Here is a 19,857-nt window from a genome sequence, read left to right on the forward strand (position 1 = left end):
CTCTTTTGACTGACTTAAACCTCAGTCTGGTTATTTTCTTTACTTGACGCAGTTATTTGTTATATACTGGCTTTCAAACTATAATATTTTCAAGGTTCGGCTTCCTGTTCGCGTCGCTTTTTGCGCTCCGCTCTCAGGCACTTATCCAATATATCGAGCCTCTTTTGGTTTGTCAACATCTTTGGCAAAAAAATTTTTTGACTCTGCTTTCTGCTCTTCTCATCCTTGCCCTGTAAGGGTTTTACGCTATAGTATCCGGAGGAAGTTGAGAAGGAAGTAATAAATTTGTGAGCAAGTTTGGTGTGTTGCCACCTTGGCTGGTGTTAGATCCATTATTAAATAGTTGGTTGTTGGAAGATATTGGTCGAGGCGATCGCACAACGAACAGCCTATTAGCTAAGAATGTGACGCCAGGAACCGCTAAATGGATAGCGAAAGCTCCAGGAATTATTGCAGGGTTACCTGTTGCAGCTAGGGTATTTCAGCTTTTGAATGAGAAAGTTAGCTTTGCACCGATGACAGATGAAGGTGTATGGTGCGAACCAGGAGAAGTAGTAGCAGAAATTCATGGTGCGTTGGATGCGCTGTTGATGGGGGAAAGGGTGGCGCTGAATTTGGCTATGCGGTTGAGTGGAATTGCAACTCTCACTAATAAATATGTAGAACAAATTGCGGATTTACCTGCGCAGTTGGTGGATACGCGCAAAACCATACCAGGGCTGAGGTTGTTGGAAAAATACGCAACGGCTGTGGGAGGGGCGATTAATCATCGCATGGGACTGGATGATGCGGTGATGATTAAGGATAATCACATTGCGGCGGCTGGGGGAATTGGCAAAGCTATTACGGGCATCCGTTCGCAGATACCTTATCCGCTCACAATAGAGGTAGAGACGGAAACTTTAGAGCAGGTGAAGGAAGCGCTAGAGTATAAAGCTGACATTATTATGTTGGATAACATGTCTTTAGAAATGATGTCTGTTGCGGTGGAGTTGATTCGCCAAGAATATAGTCATATTAAAATTGAAGCTTCGGGTAATGTGACTGTGGAAACGATTCGATCTGTGGCACAAACGGGTGTGGATTATATTTCTAGTAGCGCACCGATTACACAGTCCAAGTGGTTGGATTTGAGTATGAAAATTGTGGTTTAGCAGTTAATTATATAGATGTTTCTGATTTATGAGATCAATTTAGATAGACACAATTTCTACTCCACAATTGATTGATTAAATTTATATCTATAGGAAGCAGCTTATCAAAAATTTAAGGTTTGTTACGCCTTTGGTATAACATAGCTTAATATATTGCACCTTTTCCGTTGAATGCTAATTCCTTGACTAACTGCCAAATTTCTCAGGAGTTGAATGTCTAGTGAAATCCTCTAAACTACGCATTTAGTTTGTCATTAGTTGCAGATATTTTCACTCTACCCTTAGCTTGAGTGTTACAAATTCCAGCAGGAAAGGTATATGAGTAAAAGTAAACCATTGCTCAAGAATAGAGAGATTCTCGAACTCTACGCCGATGGTGTTAGAGATTTTACTATGTATGATTTGTACATTAGTGATGAAATTATCGGAGCTAATCTTAGAGATGTGAATTTCAGTCGGCTGGAATTGTCCGACTCCTATATGGAAAATATTAACTTCAGTGGAGCTAATTTTAATGGCACTATTCTCAATTCGGTTTGTTTGGATGGAGCTAATTTGAGCGGGGCTAAATTGAGTAATGCCATCTTGGTTAGAGCTACTCTCTATGGAGTTGATCTAACTGAAGCCGATATGACGAATGCCAATTTGAGAGGTGCCGATATCGTCAACAGCAACTTGACCAACACTAATATGACTGGAGCTAATGTTGAACGAACTTTGCTCAAAAACAACATCTATCGCAATACTATTATGTCTGATTACAGTATTCGCAGTGATTAATTCAAATTGTTCGGAATGAGGTTTAGATACATCGGTAAGATATTATATGCTTTTTGTTACGAAATGATTTGCAAAATGCCAATGATATGTATGATTAGTCTGGGATTTTAAATTATGCCAACAAATATCAATATTTAATACTTGATACCTGAAAAAATAGGAGATTTTTAGTATATTTTTGGAGTTAAAAAATATGCTGAAAAAGAGCATCAATTGCTACAAGGTGATTTTTAGAAAAACTAATCTTGATTACAACTTAAAAACACACTTCTAGGGACAATGGAGGCAGACAAAAATACTGTTGTTTTGCGCTCGGAGACGAATAATGGTAGCGATCGCAGAGAACGTTCAGCATCGGCTAACTATACAAACTGTAGAAATTGCCCCTAACACAACGGCGATTCGCTCTCTTGATTGGGATCGCGATCGCTTCGATATCGAATTCGGACTGCAAAATGGAACGACTTACAATTCCTATCTAATTAGGGGTGAGCAAACAGTTTTAATTGATACTTCTCACCAGAAGTTTCGCGAACTGTATTTGGAAACGCTCAAAAGTCTGGTAAACCCTAAGACTATTGATTACATTATTGTCAGTCACACAGAACCAGATCATAGCGGTTTGGTGGAAGATGTGCTGCAATTGGCTCCGAGAGCGACTGTTTTAGCATCGAAAATTGCATTGCAGTTTTTAGAAGGTTTGGTTCACGATCCTTTTTCTAAGCGGATTGTCAAAAGTGGCGATCGCATTAATATTGGAAAAGGACATGAAATCGAATTCGTGAGTGCGCCAAATCTGCACTGGCCTGATACTATCTTTAGCTATGACCGCAAAACCGAAGTTATCTACACCTGCGATGCTTTCGGGATGCATTTCTGTGACGATCGCACTTTTGATGAAGATTTAGAAGCGATCGAAGCTGACTTTAGATTTTATTATGATTGCTTGATGGGGCCAAATGCGCGTTCGTTGCTGAATGCAATGAAGCGGATGAAGGATTTAGGGAACATTAAAATTATTGCCAACGGTCACGGGCCTTTACTTTATCATCATTTGGATGTTTTGACCGAGTGTTACCAAAGTTGGAGCCAAAGACAAGCTAAAGCAGAAACCACTGTAGGTTTGTTTTATGTTGCTGAATATGGCTATGGCGATAAGCTGATTCAAGTGATTGGTGAGGGAATCCAAAAAACTGGGGTGGGAATCGAAATGATCGATCTCAGTTCTGCGGAAGCCCAAGAAATTCAGGAACTTGCAGGACGGGCGGCAGGTATTATTATTGGTATGCCACCAACTACTAATGCTGCGGCTCAAGCTGGAATTAGTTCGTTGTTGGCTGTGGCTAATAATAAGCAACTGGTGGGATTATTTGAGTGTTACGGTGGGGATGATGAACCCATTGATACACTGCGGCGCAAATTTATCGATTTGGGAGTGAAGGAAGCTTTCCCAGCGATTCGGATTAAAGAAACTCCTGGCGCGTCTACATATCAGCTATGTGCAGAAGCTGGTACGGATTTGGGACAGGTGCTGATGCGCGATCGCAATATCAAGCAAATTAAGTCCCTCGACGTAAATATGGAGAAAGCGTTGGGACGGATTAGTAGCGGACTATATATTGTCACTACGAAAAAAGGTAATGTTAGCGGTGCGATGTTGGCTTCTTGGGTGAGTCAAGCTAGTTTGCAACCTTTAGGATTTACCATTGCTGTAGCTAAGGATCGCGCGATTGATGCTTTGATGCAAGTAGGCGATCGCTTTGTGCTGAATGTTTTAGAAGAAGGGAATTATCAGGAATTGAAGAAGCAGTTTCTGAAACGCTTACCTCCTGGTGCTGACAGATTCGCTGGTGTGAAAACGCAAACAGCGAAGAATGGTTCCCCAATTCTGACAGATGCGTTGGCTTATATGGAATGTGAGGTACAAAGCAGCATTGAATGTAGCGATCACTGGATTTTATATTGCACTGTCGAAGAAGGTCGTGTATCTAAATCTGATGGATTGACAGCTGTTCGTCATCGCAAGGTGGGTAACTACTACTAAAGCTGATACCAATTTTGTATCTATTATCTCTTCACTCTGTGTCCTCTGCGTCTCTGCGGTTCAAAAAATATCAAAACCACAGAGTACGCAGAGAGCGCAGAGAAGAGAAAGAGAGATGAAGCTGTTCTCTCATCTTTTTTTGCTATCTCATATATGAGAAGGATTTCATTAAGCAAATGAGATTCGCAAATCCCTTCATTCATGTTTTTGAATTAGCTAAAAACTGGGTAATTAGTACCTGGTTTTTCCAATTTTTTGCTAAAAATAACCGGAAATCTATGAGCAATTCCAAACCCCGTGACATCCAAATTTTGCCGATTGCGACAAATACTCAGGTTCTTAGAGGGCGTAGTTGGTCACGTTTGCGGTTTGAAATTGAATATGCGCTCTCAAGGGGAACTACTTCCAATTGCTATTTAATTGCAGGTGATAAAACTGCGATTATTGACCCACCTGGAGAGACTTTCACAGAAATTTATTTGCCTGCTTTACAGCAGACATTGAATTTAAAAAAGTTAGATTATGTAATTTCGGGTCATTTTAATCCTAACAGAGTGGCAACTTATAAGGCTCTGTTGGAGTTAGCACCGCAGATTACTTTTGTCTGTTCGCTTCCGGGTGCTGCTAATTTACGCGCTGCTTTCCCTGATAACACTTTAAATATTTTGGTGATGCGGGGGAAAGAGACTCTAGATTTAGGTAAGGGTCATGTTTTAAAATTCTTCCCGACTCCGAGTCCGCGCTGGCCGGAAGCGCTTTGTACCTACGACCAACAAACGCAAATTCTCTATACAGATAAGCTATTTGGCTCTCATATCTGTGGGGATGAGGTGTTTGATGATAATTGGGAAAGCTTTAAGGAAGACCAGCGTTATTATTACAACTGTTTGATGGCTCCTAATGCTTTGCATGTAGAAGCAGCTTTGGAGAAAATCTCGGATTTGCAGGTGAGAATGTATGGCGTTGGTCACGGGCCTTTGGTGCGTAGCAGCTTAATTGAACTGACCAAATCCTATGGGGAATGGAGCCACGCCCAAAGAACTAGAGAAATCTCTGTCGCGCTACTGTATGCTTCTGCTTATGGCAATACGGCAACTTTAGCACAGGCGATCGCTCTGGGATTAACTAAAGGCGGAGTGGCGGTTAAATCGATTAACTGCGAATTTGCGGAACCGGATGAAATTCGCACGACTTTGCAAGAGTGTGATGCATTTATTATTGGTTCTCCAACAATTGGGGGTCATGCACCTACCCCTATTCATACCGCTTTAGGTATTGTTCTCAGCGATGGCGATAACAATAAATTAGCGGGTGTATTTGGTTCCTATGGTTGGAGCGGTGAAGCCTTTGATTTAATTGAAGGTAAACTGCGAGATGCTGGCTATAAATTTGGTTTTGATACTCTCAAGGTCAAATTTAAACCAGATGATGTGACTTTGAAATACTGTGAAGAACTCGGTACAGATTTTGCCCAAACGATTAAAAAGGCGAAAAAAGTGCGCGTACCCCAACAAGCTGCGACTCCTTTAGAACAAGCTGTAGGGCGAATCGTTGGTTCTGTTTGCGTGATTGCAGCGAAGCAAGGAGAAGTTTCTACAGGGATGTTAGGTGCTTGGGTATCTCAAGCTACATTTAATCCGCCGGGAATTACGGTAGCGATCGCAAAGGAACGAGCGATTGAATCTTTGATGTATCCTGGTGGGAAGTTTACTCTCAATGTTTTAGAGGAAGGTAATCATCTGGAATACATGAAGCATTTCCGCAAATCCTTTGCGCCTGGGGAAGATAGATTTGCTAACTTTAGTACGGCAATTGCGGATAATGGTTGTGTTGTGTTGACAGATGCGATCGCTTATTTGGAATGTTCAGTTAGTCAGCGTCTAGAATGTGGCGATCATTGGGTAGTTTATGCGACTGTAGATAACGGTAAATTACTCAAGCCTCATGCGGTAACTGCTATTAACCACCGCAAAACTGGTTCTCATTATTAATTGAGATTGTTTATGGTGCGTTGTTTCATAAAACAACGCACCTGACTATAAAATATTGACATAGAGAATTTTAAAATAAATCTTTTAATAAAACTGTAAAAATACTACCTTGGGGATGATTTTCTTCAACGGTAATAGTACCGTGATGAGCTTCTATCGCCATTTTACAAAAAGCTAATCCTAAACCAATTTGCGAAACTTCTTGCATTAAACTGCCAATTTCATACTTTTCAAAAATGCGTTGACGGAGTTCCTTAGGTACTCCTCTACCATAATCTATGACTTGAACTTTAATAATTCCTGGCTCTAAATATTCGGCTTTGAGAATAATTTGAGAATGGGATGGTGAAAATTTAATTGCATTGGAAAGCAAATTATCTAATACTCGGCGGAAGATAGCGGAATCTACTTTAATGATGCGGCTGATTTCTGGTAAATCACTTACTAAGGTGAGATGTCTTTGAGTAGCGATCGCTTCCATATCTGTCACGGCTGCTAGACAAATTTGCCCTAAGTCTACTTCTGTATAGTTAAGAATCATTTTGTCTGATTCTAACTTGGCCATGAGTAATAAGTTATCAATTAAAGATTGCAGTTGTTGAACGGCGATCCCAATTTGCTCTAGCTTGCGTTGTTGTTTTTCGACTGTTACCCCCGACAATTGGATAATCTCGGCTGACAGCACAATACTAGCTAGAGGATTGCGTAAATCATGGACAATCATGTTTACCATATCTTCTCGCAGTTTCAGCAAGGCTTGGAGGTTGTCGTATTGCTGTTTAATCCGCAACATGGAATTAACTCTAGCTCTTAATTCCACACCATTGACTGGCTTACTAATAAAGTCGTCTGCGCCTGTGGCTAAACATTGTGCTAAATCTTCTTTAGTGGTTAATGCTGTCACCACAATAATTGGCACTACCCGCCATTGAGGATCGGCTTTAATCCGCCGACATACTTCCATGCCATCGAGATCGGGCATCATAATATCGAGTAATATCACATCAGGTTGAAAACTACTGAGCCGTTCGAGAGCTTGTCTACCGCTAGGCGCGTAGTAGAGACAGTAGTTTTCTCCATCTAGCAATGTTTCAACAACATCGAAGTTATCCGGTTCATCATCAATTACCAAAATAGTGGGTTGATTTTGCATGAATAATTATTTTTACTTTGCTAATAGTTGTTGAATTGCGATCGCTAGTTGCTTAAGTTTGACTGGTTTGGTTAAATATTCATTGGCTCCCGCAGCTAAACAAAGCTCGCGATCGCCTGACATGGCTAAGGCTGTTAAGGCAATAATTGGTATATGCATCAGTTGGGGTTCTTGTCGGATGCGTCGCATTGCTTCTAATCCGTCGATTCCAGGCATTTGAATATCCATTACAATTAAATCAGGTAGTTGAGATTTGGCAAAATCAATGGCTTGTTGACCATTTTTGGCTAATAACATCCGGTAGCCTCGGCTTTCAAAGTAGCCAGACATGGTATCAATATTTGCCTGGTTATCTTCTGCTAATAAAATTAAAGGCGAGGTTTCATCTGTTAAGTTTTCTTCCCTTGGCGCACATTGCACTGGAAGAAACAGATGTTGAACTTTTTCTATGGTTGACTGAAAATGAGCGCGAGTAATAGGTTTAACTAAATATTCACAAGCACCATTAACCATTCCTTTGGTACGTTCGTCCACTACGGAAATGATAATGACAGGAATATCTTTAGTTTTAGGGTTAGCTTTAAGTTGATTGAGTAAGTCCCAACCGCAAATATCTGGCAATTGAATATCCAAAAAGATTATAACAGGCTGCACTCGCAACACTTCATCAACTACTCCTGCGCCTTGGGAATAGACAAGGGGTTGCATTTCCATTTCCTGAAGATAGCGAGTAATTTGTTCGGCAGCAGGTACTGAATCTTCGATAATGAAAACAGGAGAATTCGCCCCAGCTAAACGACAGGTAGACAATGTTGTTTTGACTTGATTGTTGGGTGAATTAATTCCTGGTTTATAGGGTATGTGAATAGTAAAACAACTTCCTTGATTAACTTCACTACCTACGGAAACTATTCCCCCATGCAAAGACGCAATTCGTTGGACTAGCGCTAATCCTAACCCTGTGCCAGAATATTGACGGTTGAAACTGCTGTCAAGTTGGACAAAAGGTTGAAATAGCTTGCTGATATTTTCGGCTGCAATCCCAATTCCATTATCAATGACACTAAAACAAAGCTGAGGAACTTGGGCAAAATTGGATTCTGGGGGTGAAGATTTCCAGGAAGTGTTGTATATTCTTGTATCGGATATTACTTTATCTGGTGTTACCACTTTAACTTCTAACGTGACTGAACCGCCATCAGCAGTAAATTTCACAGCATTGGTGAGTAAGTTAATCAGTACCTGACGCAAGCGGCGATCGTCTGCTTGAATGTAGCCTATATTACTGGCAATAGTTGTATTCAGACTGATGTTTTTCTTCAACGCCATTTGTCTAATAAAGCCCATACTCGCATCACAAAGACTGCTAACTGAGACTTCGCTCAATTGCAATTCCATTTTGCCAGATTCGATTTTCGATAAATCTAAGATGTCATTAATCAGTTCTAAGAGATGTTTGCCACTGCGCTCAATTGTGGCGATCGCTTTTGCTTGGCGTTGATTGAGGATACCAAAAACACCTTCTTGAAAGCCTTCTGACATACCGAGAATAGCATTTAGGGGGGTGCGTAGTTCGTGGCTCATGTTGGCGAGGAATTCGTCTTTAAGGCGAGTGGCGCGGGCTAATTCTTCATTGGTTTGTCGTAATTGTTCTTCGGCTTGTTTGCGATCGGTAATATCTTCGTAGGAACCGAGAATACCGATTACTTCGCCTGCACTATTAGTTAAGGGAACTTTGCTTGTGCGCAACCAGATTAACTCGCCATTGACATTGCTGGTTGGTTCTTCATAACCCAGTTTGGCAGTTTTGGTTTGCATCACCATTGCATCATCTGCACGGTATGAATCTGCCCATTTTGCCCAAGGTAACTCTGCATCAGTTTTGCCGATAATATCTGCTGGTGTCAATTGATAATCTTGGGCAAAACCGGGATTACAACCGAGAAATCGCGAATTTCTATCTTTCCAAAAGACACGCTGGGGAATGGTATCAAGTATCAAGCGCAACATTGTGCGCGATTCTTCTAGTTCTTTTTGCGCTTGTTTACGTTGCGCAGCTTGCTGACGAGCATCACTAATATCAAATAAAGTAGCTCTGTTATATAAGTAGTTACCATGAGCATCTTTCACGGCAGTAGCACTAATTAGTACTGGTAAAATGCTGCCATCTTTACAAACCATGTCATATTCTAGGTCTTTTACCCAGCCCCGTTCTTTGAAGGTGGGGTAGTTGGTGATAAAAGCTAAACGGCTGCTTTCTGTAAAGAAGTTTACCAAAGGTTGTCCTAGCATTTCCTCGCGGTTATAGCCCAACCATTGCAGCTCAGTTTCATTAACTTTTATAAAACAGCCTTCGCTATCAAGAGAATGGTAGCCACAGGGAGCATTATTATATAAATCTTCTACTTCCCGAGCATAAAGCATGATGGCTTCTTCAGCTTGTTTGCGATCGCGCATATCAAAGATGCTAGAACGACTAAACAAGTAAGTACCATCTTCACTCTTGACAGCAGTGGCATTGAGCAGGATTGGTAAAATGCTGCCATCTTTACAAACCATGTCAAATTCTAAATCTTTTACCCAACCACGCTGTTTAAACTTAGGAAATTGGTGCTGAAAAACTGCGCGACTGGTTTCTGTGAGAAAATCGGTAAATGGTTTGCCGATGATTTCTTGATATGTGTAGCCTAACCATTGCAATTCTGTATTATTGATATTGACAAAACGACCATCAGCATCTACTGAATGGTAGCCGCAAGGAGCATTGTTGTAGAGATCTGCCAGTTCGCGGGTATATATTGCTAGTACCTGTTCCGATTCTTTGCGATCGCTAATATCTGTAATTCGGACTAAATTTAGGTTACGTCCCGCTACAGTAATTGGTTTAGCGGCGATATTCCCCCAAAAATACTTACCGCGACTTGTCACATATTCTATTTCTCCGCTCCAAAAACCTTTTGATTGCATTTGTTCAACAATATTAACTAACTCCTCCACTGAGAATGGATGGCGTTGGAGTGTACGTCCTTCAATACCCATTAATTCGACTTTATCAGCTACCTCAAACAGTTCTACCGCCCGGCGATTACAATCTAAGGTCAGTAGTGTTTCTGGATCGACTAAAAATAAAGCATCGGTAGATTCGTTAAAAATCACATCGCGCAATTGTTGTTGTCTTACTAGTTCCTCTTCGGCAAGTTTGCGACTGGTAATATCCGTAAGTGTACCGATATAGCCAATAATATTATTGTTGGGATCGGTTTCTGGTAAGGACTGGATAAAAAACCAAATAATGCTGCCATCTGGGCGCAAACATCTACCTTCATTCTGGTATATGATGTTTTGTGCGCAAGCATCAGACCAGGCTTTCTCCAGGCGATCGCGGTCATCTGGGTGTAAAGTATCTACCCATCCCCTCCCCAAAGCTGCTGTAATTGGTCTACCTGTCATTTCGCTCCAGCGATCGTTGACGTAGATACAGTTACCATCAACATCAAAGCGGAAAATTGCTACCGGTGAAGCTTCTGCTAACGTTGCATAACGGCGTTCGCTTTCCCGCAGGGCTTGTTCTATTTGTTTGCGCTCGGTAATGTCATAGTTAATACCCACCATTCTAGTAGGATTACCTTGGCGATCGCGTTGTACTAAAGCTGCTGCTTTAATAAAGCGGACGCTACCATCAGGATGAATAATGCGAAATTCTAGAGCAAATTCCTTTTCTCCCCGCAAAGCCGCTTGAATGCTAGCGTGGGCTTGAGCTACATCTTCAGGATGGAGAGCATCGATCCAATCTTGATAGCGTAAAGCCATTAGCGATTTTTGCATTCCATACAGTTCATACATCCGCTCATCCCAGTACAGGTGATGCATTAAATCCCAATCCCAAGTGCCGATCGCTCCCGATCGCAGTGCTAAAGTTAAGCGATGAGAAATATTTTGCAACTGTTCTTGAGTATGTTTGCGATCGCTGATATCTTTATGAGTGCCTACCATGCGCACAGGAAGATTATTGCGATCGCGAGTCACAACTTTGCCATAATTTGCAATCCATTTCCACTTACCAGACTTGGTTTGCACTCGATAGTCAAAGGCGTAAGGTGCATTACTGTTTTGGAGATGTTCGTTGAGCAGTTCCATCACCCAGGGTTTATCTTCAGGATGAATTAGCGACTCCCAGGTACTTACATCATTGGCTAGCTCGTTTTCTGCATAACCGAGCATTTTCAGCCAATTAGGACTTAAATATAGCTCTCCTGTGGAGATATTCCAGTCCCACAGCCCATCACCAGACCCCTCTAAGGCTAGCTGTAATCTTTCTTGGCTGACGCGCAGAGCTATTTCCGCTTGTTTACGTTCGGTAATATCCATGACAGTACCAATTAAACGGCTAGGTCTGCCATTTTCATCAAATATGACTTCTCCCCGCGATAATAAATGAATTAACGTTCCATCTGTGCGGTAAGCGCGATATTCTTCTTTGTAGGATAGTCCGTATTTCAGGGTTTGTTGCACCAATAAATCGTGAATAATTCGATCTTCGGGATGCATCATCTGGCGAAAATCGTCGTAGCTGGGTTCACCCAAAGCCGGATCGCGGCGGAAAATCCGAAATACTTCTTCTGACCAGGTAATTTTTTTACTATTAAACTCAAATTCCCAACTACCTAAATTAGCAATTCTTTGGGCGACAGTTAGGTGAGCAGTTTTTGTCCGCAATTCCGCTTCGAGATGTTTGTGCTGGCTAATGTCTTTAGCAATACCCAATAGCCCAATTGTTTGGCCTGTAGCATCGCGCAGGGCTGTAAGTGATAGCAGCACGGGAAAGTGCGAGCCATCTTTACGGATATAAGTCCATTCCTGTTCGTAGTTTTGTTTTTGTTGGCTAATAACTGTGAAAAGTTCTAAATTTGGGGCAATTTCCTGACCTAATTGCCATGAAAGAGCGGTGGCTCGCTGCTCCATTTCTGCGGGATCGTGAAATATCAAGGGACTGAGGCGACCTACCACATCTTCTGCTGTGTAACCGAGCATCTTTTCGGCTGCTGGGTTGAAAATTTGAATAATTCCTGCTAGGGAAAGAGAAATAATGGCATAATCGCTACATGCCAAAATTGCTTGTTGCAGTCTGCTAATATTTAACAGATCGGCTTCGGCGGCTTTGCGTTCGGTGATATCTGTGCCAGAACCTGCTATACGGATTGCTTTTCCGGTTTCATCCCATAATGCTTGCCCTCGATCTAGTACCCACATATAAGAGCCGTCTTTGCACTTAAATCGGTATTCTTCGCAGAATAAAGGTGATTTAGCTGCTAGATGATCTGTCAGTGCTTGTAAGACGCGATCGCGATCTTCGGGATGAATTTGGTTTGCCCATTCCTCTAAGTTGTAGTCAATTTCATGTTCGCCAAAGCCGCGCATTTCTTTCCACCGCGCCGACAGAAAGATTTCACCGGTTTTCAAATTCCAATCCCAGATTCCGTCATTACTCCCCCGCACTGCTAAATGCCAACGTTCTTGACTTTCTGTTAAAGCGGCTGTGCGTTCTTCTACTCTGGCTTCCAGTTCGTGATTTAGCTGTTGTAATGTTTTCTCGGCTAGAATTCGCTCGGTAATATCGATACAGGAACCCATATAACCTAAAAATTCACCTTCATGGGTAAATCTGGCAACTCCTGTATCTAAAACCCAGCGATACTCGCCATCATACCGTCGCAGGCGATATTCGATTTGGAAATTTTGCCGCGCTTCAAAGGCGTTGATATAAGTATCAAAACAAGTTTGCAAATCATCAGGATGTACCCCTTGCACCCAACCATCACCGATTTCTTGGTCTAAAGTGCGTCCTGTAAAGTCTAGCCAGGTTTTGTTGAAATAATAACAGAGTTTATCAGTCCCAGAAATCCAGATGAGAACGGGTGTGGTGTCTGCAATGTTGTGAAATCTGGCTTCACTTTCTCTCAGGTAGGCTTCTGTTTGTTTGCGATCGGTAATATCTAAATCAATACCCATCATCCGAGTAGGATTACCGTTATCATCATAAAAAACTCTGCCTCTACCTATTGCCCAACGTAAATTACCATCGGGTTTCACAAAGCGGAATTCAATGTGATACTCTTGTTTTTCATAAACAGCCTGAGTAATTGCTTGTACAACTAAATCCCGATCCTGTGGGTAAATCATGCCGATCACAGTTTCATATTTACCATTGAAGCTACCGGGAGCCATGCCAAAAATTCTTTCTAAGTTAGCAGACCAGTGAACTTCTCCGGTTAAAATATTCCAATCCCAATTACCCATACCAGCTGCTTCTAAAGCTAGATGCAAGCGTTCTTCGTTTTGCCGCAAAGCGGCTTCTATTTGGCGGTGCTGGGTGATATCTTCAATGACAGCAATGAAATAACTTGCTTTACCTGAGCGATCGCGCACTAAAGAAATTGTAAAGTTAACCCAGATAAAGGAATTATTCTGGCGGATATAGCGTTTTTCTCTTGAATAGGTGGAAATTTCACCAGCTAAAAGTTTCTCTATTTGGGCTAAATTTGCAGATAAATCTTCTGGATGGGTAATTTCTGGACAGGTTAAGTTGTACAGTTCATTGGCAGTATAACCGACAATTTCACAAAAACGCTGGTTAACAAGGATAAAATTGCCGTCTAAGGAGATATGGCTCATCCCCACAGCCGCTTGCTCAAAGGTACTGCGAAAGCGTTCTTCACTAGCCAGTAAATTCTCTTGTGCTTGTTTGCGATCGCTAATATCTGTTAACACACCCAGCATTCGCAGCAGTTTTCCTGATTCGTCGTAAACTCCTTTACCTTTTTCCGCTAGCCAATGAATGCTACCATCTCGCCACAATACTCGGTATTCCACTGCATAATCATTTTTTGTGGCGATCGCTTGACTAAATTCTCTCGCTACTAATTGCCGATCTTCTGGATATATTAGGCTCAAATGCTGCTTTGAGGTGAGCTTAAAGTCACTTTTGTCATAGTCAAAATAGCGAATTGTATTCTCGCTGAAAAATATTTCATTAGTAATGGGGTTCCATTCCCAATAACCAATATCGGTTAAATTCAGGGTGAGTTTGAGTTTGGCTTCGCTAAGTTGCAATGCTGTGGCGGTGCGTTGACTTGCTTGTAATTGTGCTTGTAATTGCTTATTAGTATTAGCTTGCTGAATCGCGATCGCTATTTGTACGGCAACTTGCTCTAATAAATTTACCTCTAGAGCTTGCCAATGGCGGGGTGTAGAACATTGATGAACAATTAATAAACCCCATAATTCCTCAGCAACTACAATCGGTACTGCTAAATTGGCTTTGACTTCAAACTGTTCTAGCAGATTTAAATGACAATTTGTTAAATTCGCTTGATAAATATCATTAATTGTGAATACGCGCCCTTGATAATGTTCCCTAGCACCTGGCTGTTGTTGAAAGTAGGTATCTTGAATATGCTGACCTAAAGCTACTGTTCTACCAGGAACCACAGATTCGGCAACTATTTTGCCGCTCATATCCGGTTGAAATTGATATACTAATACTCTATCGGTGACGAGAAACTGCCGTAATTCTGCAGTTGTCAGGCAAAGCAGTGCTTCTAAATCGAGAGCTTGATGAATTCGCGAAGCGATCGCTGCAATTAATTGTTGTTGTCCTCGGCTTTTTTCTAACTGTCGAATTAGCTGTAGCCTTTCAACTGCGTAATTAATCTTACTGTAGAGGATTTCTGGTGTGAGCTTATCTTTGAGCAGATAATCTTGCGCGCCGTTTTTCATCGCCCGAATTGCGATCGTCTCATTTTCTGATTCTGTCAAAATAATGACAGCAGATTGAGTATTATCCCGAATTTCTCGCAGTTGCTGCAAAAACTCTAAACCACTGTCATCGGCTGGGGAAAAGTCCAGTAAAACTATATCTGGTATCTCTTGCTGACACCATTGCATTCCTTCCTGCGCTCGATTAAACTCGACAATTTGATAAGTATATCTGCTGTCTTCTTGTAACAGACGACGCAATTTCACCCGCTCCACGGTGCAATCATCTATGACAAGGATAGTGAGACAGGAAAGATGGCTCATAAATTCACAAATCCAAACGCGATCGCGTTGTCAACCAAATTTTACTGCGATAATCATCATCTTAGTAACTTGATAGTTACTTCTGCTCTCAAGGTTGGGAAGTTGCAATCAAAATTTGCAAGAAGATATATTACAAGCTTTGTAGCTTATGATACTTATTAACTTAACATCAGTACAGTCAATTTTGTAATAATTTTCTTAAATTGGGCATTGGGCATTGCGACAAATGACAATTGTAGAGACGCGATTCATCGCGTCTCTATTGCCCATAGAGATACCATAACGCTAGGAACGTCCGCAGAAATTAAAGAACGGGATAAGCCAATGAGGCTATCATCGGTAATTCTCCCTCTGCCAGTATCGCCAGCACTGAGAACTACTAAGATGAGGCTGCACAGAACTATTGCAAGTTGGTGAGGTACAGATAATCGTTGATTGTAGCGGCATTGGCACTGCCATGCCCTGAAGCGCTGTTAAAGTTCATCTTTATTTGTTAATTCTTTTTCTATATTGTCCGCACCATATCCTACAGCGACAATGATATTTTTGATAGTTTCTGCATCGCTATTAGCGGCGATTTTACCGATTAATACAGCAATATGGGTTTTATCTTTAGTAAATACTTGCCAAGCGGCTATTTTATTTAAACTACTACTGATTAATAATTTATTGGCAATATCTGCTGAAAATGCTCCTTGGGAGATATAACCTATAGATGAAATATAGCGAATTTCTAAATTACCTAATTTTTCCGTCTTCGATTCTACAAATACTACTTGTACTCGTTTATTTTCTGTTTCTACTAATAATTTAAAATCCCCATTGGGAATGATTTCGTATTTTACGCCTAGTTTATCTAGTGTTTCTTTAATTCGCGGATCTGCTGGTGGTTTGGGATTATTTTGGGCGGATACTGTCTGCATAGAGATAGCAACGCCTAGAATGATAGAAGTTGCTATTTTTATTAGGCGTTTCATGAGATTTTTGCTGGTATTTAATAATTGTGAGAATTGTCAATTGATTTACTAAAAATTTGATATAGGAATCCGCTTTGATTACTGAAATTATTTGCGTAGGGAGGGAACAGGGAACAGGGAACAGGGAACAGGTAAGAAGGAATAACGATAAAACTCACTCATAAAAAATGCAGTAGAGTTATCGGCTACAGACCAAAGTGAGACAATAACACTCTTGACTCCAGCAGTAATTAAAGCGCGTGATAAGCCGATCGCACCATCGCCTGTAATATTACCACCTCCAGTGTTACAAGCACTAAGGACAACTAAATCGGCGTTAAGTTTCATGTCGAGAATTTTGCCGGATGTGAGCAAACCGTCATCTTTAGCGCTAGGAGCGAGTGCGATGGCTCCGCCAACGCCTTAGGCGAACGCACCGGGTACGCCCAATCCTTTAAAATCATCAAGTAAGCTGTGGGTAGCTAAGTGAACTATCTGAGCGTTGATTGATTGGGGTTTTGCTTGTGTTTGCGAGTTAAATCTAAAACTTGAATTGCTGGCGCAGTTAATATAGTATGTTTATCGATTAAGTACTTATCTTGCTCGTGTTGTAATGCCGGAAAAGGTACGAGAAATAACGATTCTTGCGGAATAAAAATTACACGATCGTTGGGATTTTTCGGTAAATATTCGGCAATAGGTTTAATTAAAATTTCATAGAGTTTCTTGAAATGTGATTTTCAAGTTCTAGAACTTGGCTGATTATCTGTTCTCGGTTCAACATGGGGACATCCAATTTTTTAAATACCCAATAAATTTGTAGTGCGAGCGTCTCGCTCGCTTTTAAACACCAGCGAGCAAGACTTCGGCGTGAGCGCTCAGTCGAACGCTGCTCGCACTACGAAATATGGGTAATTCATTTTTTGTAAGTCCCATGAACACCTCTTCCTCTAGCACCGATAACTCTGCGGCTGTTGATTACCAAATTTTGCAGAGTAGAAAACTTGCGTCGTCAAGACTACATCAGCTAATGGGGCAATTATCTCTTCATTTCGCCTTCCAAAGGAGAATATTCTTGTTGAGAACAGAAAAGTTCTCGTTGGAAACATGAAACTTCGCCTTCCGAACACGAAAGTTCTCGTTGAGAACAATGATTGTGCCCTGAGCTTTTGCAGCAGCAGCCCCACGCTCTACCCGAAGGGTGAGCGTCGGGAAGCAAAAACGCCCTCACCCTATAAGGGTGGGGCTAGAAATACGAAGCCTGCCTACCCTTCGGGAACGTCTTCGACGAACGCAGGCTATCAAACTTTTAGCCTGCGAAGGCAGGCTTTGTTACTATAGCAATACCCTTCTAGGGTATTGCGTCAAAATTGGGATGCTCCCATTTAAACTTTATTTGCCAACCATTCCCGGAAATTCTCATGATAAAAACTATAATATTCTTCCCCGGCAATATCTTCTTGAATTAAGAACTCAAACCAACTTTCTAACACTTCCTCAATATCAAATTCATCCGCATTAATTAATTCAGCAATGGCGGCTACAGATAGCGGCTGCTGTTGTTTAACTAAAACATTCAACACAGCTTGGCTCAATTCCTCATCTTGATTTACAGCCTTCATTTGTTGCCAATGCTGTTGATAATATGTTTCTAAACCTGTTGGCAGTTGATTTAAATCAAAAGATTCTGCATCAAAACCTTCAGCCATAGCAGTTAAAACTTGGCTAATATACATAAAATTATTTGCCGATTTAGTAGCCAGAATATTACATAATTCTTGCTCGTTGATTTGCTGATAATTTAACCAAGCTTGTATATCTTCATGATTTAACCCTGAGCGTAGCCGAAGGGTAAATTGTTGAATATATCTTTGGATATCTTGCTGATTTTCTACGGGGTATTCGGCTAAATCTAGAGTTTGGAATGGTGTTTCTATTAATAAACCCGATTTCTCTTTTAAAAAAGGTCGGCGGGTGAGGAGAAAATAAACTTTATCTGGGAGATAGCGGGGAAGATAAAATAAATTTGTCCCAGGAGATTGATTACTACGGTCAATGCGGTCTAAACCATCAATAGTAATGATTAATTTTTGCTCAGGTGCTAACTCATCGCTGATTTGTTGAAGCAGCAAAGACAAAAACCAACTTCCCTCAGTAGCATGATCCGGAACCCCCCTCAATCCCCCCGTAAACGGGGGGAGGTTTGACTCACTGGTGACTTGCGCTTCCAAATCTTGCTCCCTCCTCGCTTGCGGGGAGGGCTGGGGTGGGGTGCTAGAACTCCGCTTATCCCCAACCCCCCTCAGTCCCCCCGTAAACGGGGGGAGGTTTGACAAATCTTGCTCCCTCCTCGCTTGCGGGGAGGGCTGGGGTGGGGTGCTAGAACTCCGCAACCACTCGACTAATTCATTACAAACAACTTTAATAAATTCCTCAGCGCGATTTTTACCCTCAACTTCAACGTTGTAATAAACAACATGAGGATTATCTGTGGCATATTTGGCGAGAATTGCACTTTTACCGCTACCGGGTGCGCCGGTGATGGTGAAGTAACCCCGGCGATAACGGTGAATAAATTCATGAATCGCTGTAAATACAAATTCACGACCGATAAAATTATGGCTTTTGGCTTGAATAATTTGCTCAAACTCTGTGGGATGTCCTCTGGAATTGATTGTAGTGGGTGGTTTGGGTGGTGAATTCATAATTGTGAGGAATAATTATAAGATGAGGCAACAGTGGAGGTAGTCATGACTGTGCAGTTATTAAGACGGAAATTCACAGTTGAGCAATATCATAAAATGCTTGATTCCGGTATTCTCACAGCAGATGACCGAGTAGAATTGATCCGGGGAGAGATTATTGAGATGTCGCCAATTGGGACAAAACACGCCGCTTGTGTAAATCGCCTGATTAATTTGTTAGTGCAATTGTTAGGAAAGCGCGTTATAGTTGCGGCGCAAAATCCGATTAGATTAAACGATAACTCACAACCTCAGCCAGATGTAGCATTACTTAAACCCCGTGATGATTTTTACGCCACTGCTCACCCCCAACCCCAGGATATTTTTTTATTAATTGAAGTAGCTGATTCAACTATCGAGTATGACCGGGAAGAGAAAATTCCTTTATATGCAGAAGCAAACATAATTGAAGTTTGGTTAGTAGATATTAACGAGCAAATTGTCGAAGTTTATCAACAACCCACCGCCGCAGGATATCAGTTTATGCAAAAGTTCGCTAGCGGTCAAACTTTATCAATTCCAGGCTTAAGCGATGTAAACATTAGCGTCAATGAAATCCTCTGTTAGTCATCTTATATATAATTTCTCCAGTACAAATGACCAATGACCAATGACAAATGACAAATGACGAACTACGAATTACCTCCCTTGTTCTCAAGACGCAAAAAATGCACCTTACCTGAAGCATCACCCGCTATGATTGTCATGCCATCAGGTGCAACTGCAAAGCAAGAAATGGAACCTTCGCCTGTGAAAGTGGCAATTACCTCCCTTGTCTCCAGATTCCAGACTTTGAGGGTGTTGTCATCGGAACCAGAAATCATCCGTTGACCATCGCTGGTAAGGGCGATCGCACTTACATAGGAACTATGACCCTTGAGGGTGAACAGTTCTGCTCCAGTTTGCAGATTCCAGACTTTGAGGGTCTTGTCATCGGAAGCAGAAATCACCCGTTG

Annotated in this window: 9 protein-coding genes and 3 pseudogenes; 5 read left to right on the forward strand and 7 right to left on the reverse strand. The window is 41.5% G+C overall.

From position 1 onward, the window contains the following. The first annotated feature begins 287 nt into the window (after positions 1 to 287). The 4 genes from nadC (at position 288) to AACW45_RS35290 (ending at position 5,969) form a co-directional block, all read left to right on the forward strand. Positions 288 to 1,154: a carboxylating nicotinate-nucleotide diphosphorylase gene (nadC, locus tag AACW45_RS35275; protein WP_190637811.1), complete on the forward strand. Its 867-nt coding sequence runs from the start codon at positions 288 to 290 to the stop codon at positions 1,152 to 1,154. A gap of 318 nt (positions 1,155 to 1,472) precedes the next feature. Continuing rightward, positions 1,473 to 1,934: a pentapeptide repeat-containing protein gene (locus tag AACW45_RS35280; protein WP_190692868.1), complete on the forward strand. Its 462-nt coding sequence runs from the start codon at positions 1,473 to 1,475 to the stop codon at positions 1,932 to 1,934. Positions 1,935 to 2,259: 325 nt separating this feature from the next. Beyond that, positions 2,260 to 3,978, forward strand: coding sequence for a diflavin flavoprotein (locus tag AACW45_RS35285; protein WP_190637815.1), 1,719 nt, complete (start codon positions 2,260 to 2,262; stop codon positions 3,976 to 3,978). A 278-nt stretch (positions 3,979 to 4,256) separates the two neighbouring features. Continuing rightward, complete coding sequence (locus AACW45_RS35290) at positions 4,257 to 5,969, forward strand: diflavin flavoprotein (protein ID WP_190637817.1); 1,713 nt, start codon at positions 4,257 to 4,259, stop codon at positions 5,967 to 5,969. A gap of 70 nt (positions 5,970 to 6,039) precedes the next feature. Here the strand turns inward: AACW45_RS35290 and AACW45_RS35295 are convergent, their stop codons facing one another. From AACW45_RS35295 to AACW45_RS35320, 6 genes and pseudogenes are all read right to left on the reverse strand, one after another. After that, on the reverse strand, positions 6,040 to 7,122 hold the full coding sequence (locus AACW45_RS35295; RefSeq protein WP_190637819.1) for a hybrid sensor histidine kinase/response regulator: 1,083 nt from the start codon (positions 7,120 to 7,122) through the stop codon (positions 6,040 to 6,042). Between the two features lie 12 nt (positions 7,123 to 7,134). Continuing rightward, positions 7,135 to 15,201, reverse strand: coding sequence for a PAS domain S-box protein (locus AACW45_RS35300; protein ID WP_190637821.1), 8,067 nt, complete (start codon positions 15,199 to 15,201; stop codon positions 7,135 to 7,137). A 260-nt stretch (positions 15,202 to 15,461) separates the two neighbouring features. After that, positions 15,462 to 15,584, reverse strand: a pseudogene (locus tag AACW45_RS35305) (CHAT domain-containing protein); the annotation flags it as partial. A gap of 90 nt (positions 15,585 to 15,674) precedes the next feature. Next, positions 15,675 to 16,178: a hypothetical protein gene (locus AACW45_RS35310; protein ID WP_190637823.1), complete on the reverse strand. Its 504-nt coding sequence runs from the start codon at positions 16,176 to 16,178 to the stop codon at positions 15,675 to 15,677. A gap of 144 nt (positions 16,179 to 16,322) precedes the next feature. After that, a pseudogene (locus AACW45_RS35315) lies at positions 16,323 to 16,897 on the reverse strand (CHAT domain-containing protein); the annotation flags it as partial. A 645-nt stretch (positions 16,898 to 17,542) separates the two neighbouring features. Continuing rightward, the gene (locus tag AACW45_RS35320) at positions 17,543 to 18,862 is read right to left on the reverse strand and encodes an AAA family ATPase (RefSeq protein ID WP_190637825.1); all 1,320 of its coding nucleotides are present in this window, start codon (positions 18,860 to 18,862) and stop codon (positions 17,543 to 17,545) included. A gap of 45 nt (positions 18,863 to 18,907) precedes the next feature. Between AACW45_RS35320 and AACW45_RS35325 the strand changes: the two genes are divergently transcribed. Next, entirely contained in the window at positions 18,908 to 19,468 is a 561-nt protein-coding gene (locus AACW45_RS35325) for a Uma2 family endonuclease (RefSeq protein ID WP_190637827.1), read from the forward strand. A gap of 65 nt (positions 19,469 to 19,533) precedes the next feature. Here AACW45_RS35325 and AACW45_RS35330 read toward each other — a convergent pair. Further along, positions 19,534 to 19,857 (reverse strand): annotated as a pseudogene (locus AACW45_RS35330) (WD40 repeat domain-containing protein); the annotation flags it as partial.

Origin of the sequence: Calothrix sp. FACHB-168, assembly GCF_963889195.1 — a bacterium.
GTDB classification, from domain to species: Bacteria; Cyanobacteriota; Cyanobacteriia; order Cyanobacteriales; family Nostocaceae; genus Aulosira; species Aulosira anomala_A.